At 68.8% G+C, this 5,510-nt stretch carries 4 protein-coding genes; 3 read left to right on the forward strand and 1 reads right to left on the reverse strand.

Annotation, left to right across the window (positions count from 1 at the left end; genetic code table 11):
• On the reverse strand, nucleotides 1-2,259 hold a 2,259-nt coding region (locus FGD71_RS35565; RefSeq protein ID WP_119104675.1), incomplete at its 3' end, for a sensor histidine kinase.
• Between the two features lie 593 nt (nucleotides 2,260-2,852).
• On the opposite strand from FGD71_RS35565, the gene FGD71_RS35570 reads away from it, so the two are divergent.
• The 3 genes from FGD71_RS35570 (at nucleotide 2,853) to gltX (ending at nucleotide 5,445) form a co-directional block, all read left to right on the forward strand.
• The gene (locus FGD71_RS35570; protein WP_119104676.1) at nucleotides 2,853-3,050 is read left to right on the forward strand and encodes a hypothetical protein; all 198 of its coding nucleotides are present in this window, start codon (nucleotides 2,853-2,855) and stop codon (nucleotides 3,048-3,050) included.
• Nucleotides 3,051-3,176: 126 nt separating this feature from the next.
• Complete coding sequence (locus FGD71_RS35575) at nucleotides 3,177-3,977, forward strand: fumarylacetoacetate hydrolase family protein (RefSeq protein WP_119104677.1); 801 nt, start codon at nucleotides 3,177-3,179, stop codon at nucleotides 3,975-3,977.
• Complete coding sequence (gene gltX / locus FGD71_RS35580; protein WP_119104678.1) at nucleotides 3,970-5,445, forward strand: glutamate--tRNA ligase; 1,476 nt, start codon at nucleotides 3,970-3,972, stop codon at nucleotides 5,443-5,445. Before FGD71_RS35575 ends, gltX begins: the two co-directional genes overlap by 8 nt.
• Nucleotides 5,446-5,510: the final 65 nt, after the last annotated feature.

Consider the following 5,510-nt stretch of genomic DNA (forward strand, 5'->3'; position numbering starts at 1 on the left):
ACCGGCGCCGGCACCGCCACGGCGGGCCGCCGCGACGCCTGCCGCGGCCTGCGCGGCGGCCGGAGCACCGGAGGCCACACCCTGGCCGGGCTTGCCCGGGGCCTGCTTGCCGCCCTGGGCGACATCGACGGGGAGCATGACCAGCGCGGTCGTGCCACCGGAGTCGGAGGGACGCAGCTGGATGCGGATGCCGTGGCGCTGCGAAAGGCGGCCGACCACGAACAGACCCATGCGGCGCGAGACCGAGACGTCCACGGTGGGCGGCGAGGCGAGCCGCTCGTTGATCGACGCGAGGTCCTCGGGGGACAGGCCGATACCGGTGTCGTGGATCTCGATCAGTACGCGCCCGTCGGGCAGCGCGTGACCGGTGACCTTGACCTTCGTCTGCGGCGAGGAGAACGAGGTGGCGTTCTCCAGCAGCTCGGCGAGCAGGTGCACGAGGTCGTTGACGACCCGGCCCGCGACCTCGGTGGTCGGGACCGCGGCCAGCTCGATGCGCTCGTACTGCTCCACCTCGGAGGCGGCGGCACGAAGGACGTCGACGAGCGGGACGGGGCGGGTCCAGCGGCGGCCCGGCTCTTCACCGGCGAGAACGAGGAGGTTCTCGCCGTTACGGCGCATGCGGGTCGCGAGGTGGTCGAGCTTGAACAGCGAGGACAGCTGGTCCGGGTCGGCCTCGCGGGACTCCAGCTCGGAGATCAGCGACAGCTGGCGCTGGATCAGACCCTGGGAGCGGCGCGAGAGGTTGGTGAACATCGCGTTGACGTTGCCCCGCAGCAGGGCCTGCTCGGCGGCGAGGCGGACCGCCTCGCGGTGCACGTCGTCGAAGGCCGCGGCCACCTGGCCGATCTCGTCCTTGGAGTGCACACCGACCGACTGGACGGAGGTGTCGACGTCCTGCGGGTCGGACTCGGACAGCTGCTTGACGAGCTCGGGCAGCCGGTCCTGGGCGACCTTGGTCGCGGTGTCCTGGAGGCGGCGCAGCGAGCGGATCATGGACCGGGCCACCACGAAGGCGCCGACGAGCGAGACACCGAGCACGAGCAGGATCAGCGCACCGGAGATGATCGCTTCGCGCTCGGACTCGTTGCGCAGCTCACGGGCCTTCTGCTCCATCTGGTTGAGCAGCGTGAGCTCGATCTTGGACATTTCCTGGATCTTGGTCGAGTCGGCGTCGATCCAGTCCAGGTACGAGCGCTTGTCACGCAGCTGCAGGCCGTCCTGACGCTCGAGCACGCGCTCGGCGTAGGTGTCGGCTGCCTCGATGGTCGGGCTGCCGTCGTCGATGGGCTTCGTCAGCGCCTCGGCGTTGCCGTCGTAGATGCTGGCGAAGCTGGTGAGCTCGGACTCCTGGCTGTCCAGCGCCGAGGCCGCGTACTTGCGGTCGTTCTCCGAGAGCTCGCCGAAGGTCTTGTCGGTCGCGGGCAGGGCCGCGGCGATGACGGCGCGCTGGATGGACGCGTACTCCTTGGCGGAGGAGAACGCCGCCAGGGCGCGCGTGCGCTGGATCATCTCGGGGTTGCTGGTCGCCTCGGCCATGTCCTGCGAGAGGCCGAGCAACTGGTCGATGAGCCGGTGGTACGCGTCGACCGTCTGGGTCGTGTTGTCCGTGTCCGCGTAGGCGTCGTCGCGGATGCTGCTGAGCTTGCCCAGCTCGGTCGCGATGGCGACGACATTGTCGCGGACGCCGTCGAGGTTCTTCTCGCCGGCCGCGGCGTCGATGTCGTGGGTGCCCTCCATGAAGGCGGCACGTGCCCGGTCCGTCTTCTCCCGTACGCCCTTGACGGTGAAGTCACTCGTCTTGGCACCGTTGGCGAGGGGACCGGCCGACTTGTCCCGCTCCTCCTGGAGCGCTGCGGCGAGCTCGGTCGCCTGCTTGGTCATGTCGGTCAGCAGCTTCATGTTGTCGAGCTGCTGGATGTCGTCCATGGAGTCGCTGATGCGCAGTGCGCCCAGCGAGGTCGCGGCCACCACGGGCAGCGCGAGCAGCGAGACCAGACGGGTCGAGATGCGCCAGTTGCGCAGCGCTATTCGGGAGCCGGGGCTGCTGGAACTCTTCGCCTTCGGCGCGGGCGCGGCGGGCTTGCCGGCCGGAGCGCCGCCCGCCGTCACGCCTGGGCGCGAGCCGCGATCACCGCCGTTGCCGGTCTGTGCCGGTCCCGGGTTCTGGGCGTGCTGAGGCGAGGAGCCGCGGTCGGTCCCGCCCTGCGACTCCGGCTCCGCCGAAGCGCTGCCATCCCTCTTGAAACGTCCCTGCACTAGCGTCGCAACCTCTGGACCAGGCGTCCCTCCGCATGACGGTGGGACGGTGTCGGCGTCGTACAGGCGCAATGCGCCTTTGTCGGTCGTGGGTGACCGGCGCTGGCTTCCCCTTCCGCCGCCACTCGGCGGCGCGTTGCGCCCCCTGCGCGCCGGTTGTGTTCCGCGGCGGTTCGTGGAATTCCAGCACAGTGCCGGATCTCCAACAAGGCCCGCAGGTCATGCTGTGACCTCCGTGACAGGTTGTGAGGGCCGAGTTACGAGACGTGCACTGTGATCTCGTACATAACGGACCTATCCCACCGACCCGCTCGCGAGCGAGGCGCGCCCCAGTCGCCACGATCGGGAGCGGAATGAGGGCTTCAGGGGTGCAATGTCCGTTTCGGTGAAGCGCGCCGAGGGTCTGAATTGCCCCCTTTTGACTGGCAGTTGGTGAGCAAACTCACACGCCAACCATGAGCTCTTCACAACTTTCCAGGCGGATTGAATGTTTAGCCTGATGCTTTACAGAGACAGCTAATCCGACAACTCGCGCTCGCGCGACGGCTTCCGGCCGCGCTCCGCGCCCGTACCGACAGGGTCCGAAACCGCAGATGAAGACGACGATGATGCTCCGCAACACCGCCAATCCGCGACGCACCACGCTGGTCGACCTCGAGGACGCCGGCGAACTGCGGACGGAACAGCGGCACGAGCAGCAGGAGCACGCCGTTGAGCTCCCCGCCCAGACCGCCAACCCCCGGCGCACCGTCCTCATGGACGTCCCGGTCGCGGCCGTCTCCGCGGAGTAGCGGTCCACGACGCGGATCAAGCATCCCACGGCCCCCCGGACGGAATTGCGCGAGGTCGCGCCCCTCTGCCGCGTTAGCCTGGAGCGTCAAAACTTCAGCCAGCTCAGTGAGGGGCGCAAGGATCCCGTGCGCATCGCCAGGTTCTCCATCGACGGCAACGTCGCGTTCGGCGCGGTCGAGGGCGAGGGCCCTCCTGGATCGACCGACGGGCTCGTCCTCGACATCATCAAGGGCATCCCGTTCGCGGACTTCGAACTTTCCGGTACCAAGGTCCCGCTGAGCAAGGTCCGGCTGCTGCCGCCGGTGCTCCCGAACAAGGTCGTGGCCTTCGGCCGCAACTACGCGGAGCACGCGAAGGAACTCGGCAACGAGGTGCCCGACGCCCCGTTCGCCTTCTTCAAGCCGTCCACCTCGGTGATCGGCCCCGGCGACGAGATCGCCTACCCCTCCTTCTCGCAGGAGCTGCACCACGAGGCCGAGCTGGCCGTGGTCATCGGCCGTATGTGCCGTGAGGTCCCGCGCGAGCGCGTCAAAGACGTCATCTTCGGCTACACCTGCGCCAACGACGTCACCGCGCGCGACGTCCAGAGGCGCGAGAAGCAGTGGGCGAGGGCCAAGGGCTTCGACTCCTCCTGCCCGCTCGGCCCCTGGGTGGAGACCGGCCTGGACCTCGCCGCGATCGCCGAGGGCATCACGATCCAGTGCACGGTCAACGGCAGCCAGCGACAGCTGGGCCGCACCAGCGAGATGATCCACCCCATCGAGGATCTGATCGTGAACATCTCGGAGGCCATGACGCTGCTCCCCGGCGACGTGATCCTCACGGGCACCCCGGCAGGGGTCGGCCCGCTCAGTGTCGGCGACGAGGTCGCCGTCTCCATCGAAGGCATCGGCACTCTCACCAACAAGGTGATCAAGCGTGGCTAACGGACCCGTCCGCGTACGTTTCTGTCCCTCGCCGACCGGTAACCCCCATGTGGGGCTGGTCCGCACCGCCCTGTTCAACTGGGCGTTCGCCCGCCACCACGGCGGCACCCTGGTCTTCCGTATCGAGGACACCGACGCCGCCCGAGACTCCGAGGAGTCGTACGAGCAGCTCCTCGACTCGATGCGCTGGCTCGGCTTCGACTGGGACGAGGGCCCAGAGATCGGCGGCCCGCACGCTCCGTACCGCCAGTCGCAGCGCATGGACCTCTACAAGGACGTGGCCCACAAGCTCCTGGACGGCGGCTACGCGTACTACTGCTACTGCTCGGCGACGGAACTGGACGCCCGCCGCGAGGCGGCCCGCGCGGCCGGCAAGCCCTCCGGCTACGACGGCCACTGCCGGGCGCTCACCGACGAGCAGATCGCCACGTACCGGACGGAGGACCGCGAGCCGATCGTCCGCTTCCGTATGCCCGACGAGGCGATCACCTTCACGGACCTGGTCCGCGGCGAGCTGACGTTCACCCCCGAGAACGTTCCGGACTACGGGATCGTACGAGCCAACGGCGCGCCCCTGTACACGCTGGTCAACCCGGTCGACGACGCCCTCATGGAGATCACGCACGTGCTGCGCGGCGAGGACCTGTTGTCGTCGACCCCGCGGCAGATCGCCCTCTACAAGGCGCTGATCGAGCTGGGCGTCGCGAAGTCCGTGCCCGCCTTCGGGCACCTGCCGTACGTGATGGGCGAGGGCAACAAGAAACTCTCCAAGCGGGACCCGCAGTCCTCGCTGAACCTCTACAGGGAGCGCGGTTTCCTCCCGGAGGGCCTGCTCAACTACCTCTCCCTGCTGGGCTGGTCGCTCTCCGCGGACCAGGACGTCTTCTCGATCGACGAGATGGTCGCCGCCTTCGACATCAAGGACGTCGTCCCGAATCCGGCTCGCTTCGACCTGAAGAAGTGCGAGGCGATCAACGCCGACCACATCAGGCGGCTGGACGTGAAGGCGTTCGTCGAGGCCTGCGGGCCGTGGCTGAAGGCCCCGCACGCGCCGTGGGCGCCGGAGGACTTCGACCAGACCAAGTGGGAGGCGATCGCCCCGTACGCCCAGACCCGCCTGACGGTCCTGTCCGACATCACGCAGAACGTCGACTTCCTGTTCCTGAACGAGCCGGTCGAGGACGAGGCGTCCTGGAACAAGGCGATGAAGGAGGGCTCGGACGCGCTGCTGCGCACGGCCCGCGCGAAGCTGGAGACCGCGGACTGGACCAGCGCGGAGTCGCTGAAGAGCGCCGTCCTCGCGGCCGGCGAGGAGCACGGCCTCAAGCTCGGCAAGGCCCAGGCCCCGGTCCGCGTCGCCGTCACCGGCCGCACGGTCGGCCTCCCCCTGTTCGAGTCCCTGGAGGTCCTGGGCAAGGAGAAGACCCTGTCCCGCATCGACGCGGCCCTGGCGAAGCTGACCGCGTAGCGCGGAGCGCGTAGCGCCCAGGGCAGAGCGCGCGGCGCGTACGAAAGGGGCGGCACCCGATTGCG

Origin of the sequence: Streptomyces sporangiiformans, assembly GCF_005768555.2 — a bacterium.
GTDB lineage: Bacteria > Actinomycetota > Actinomycetes > Streptomycetales > Streptomycetaceae > Streptomyces > Streptomyces sporangiiformans.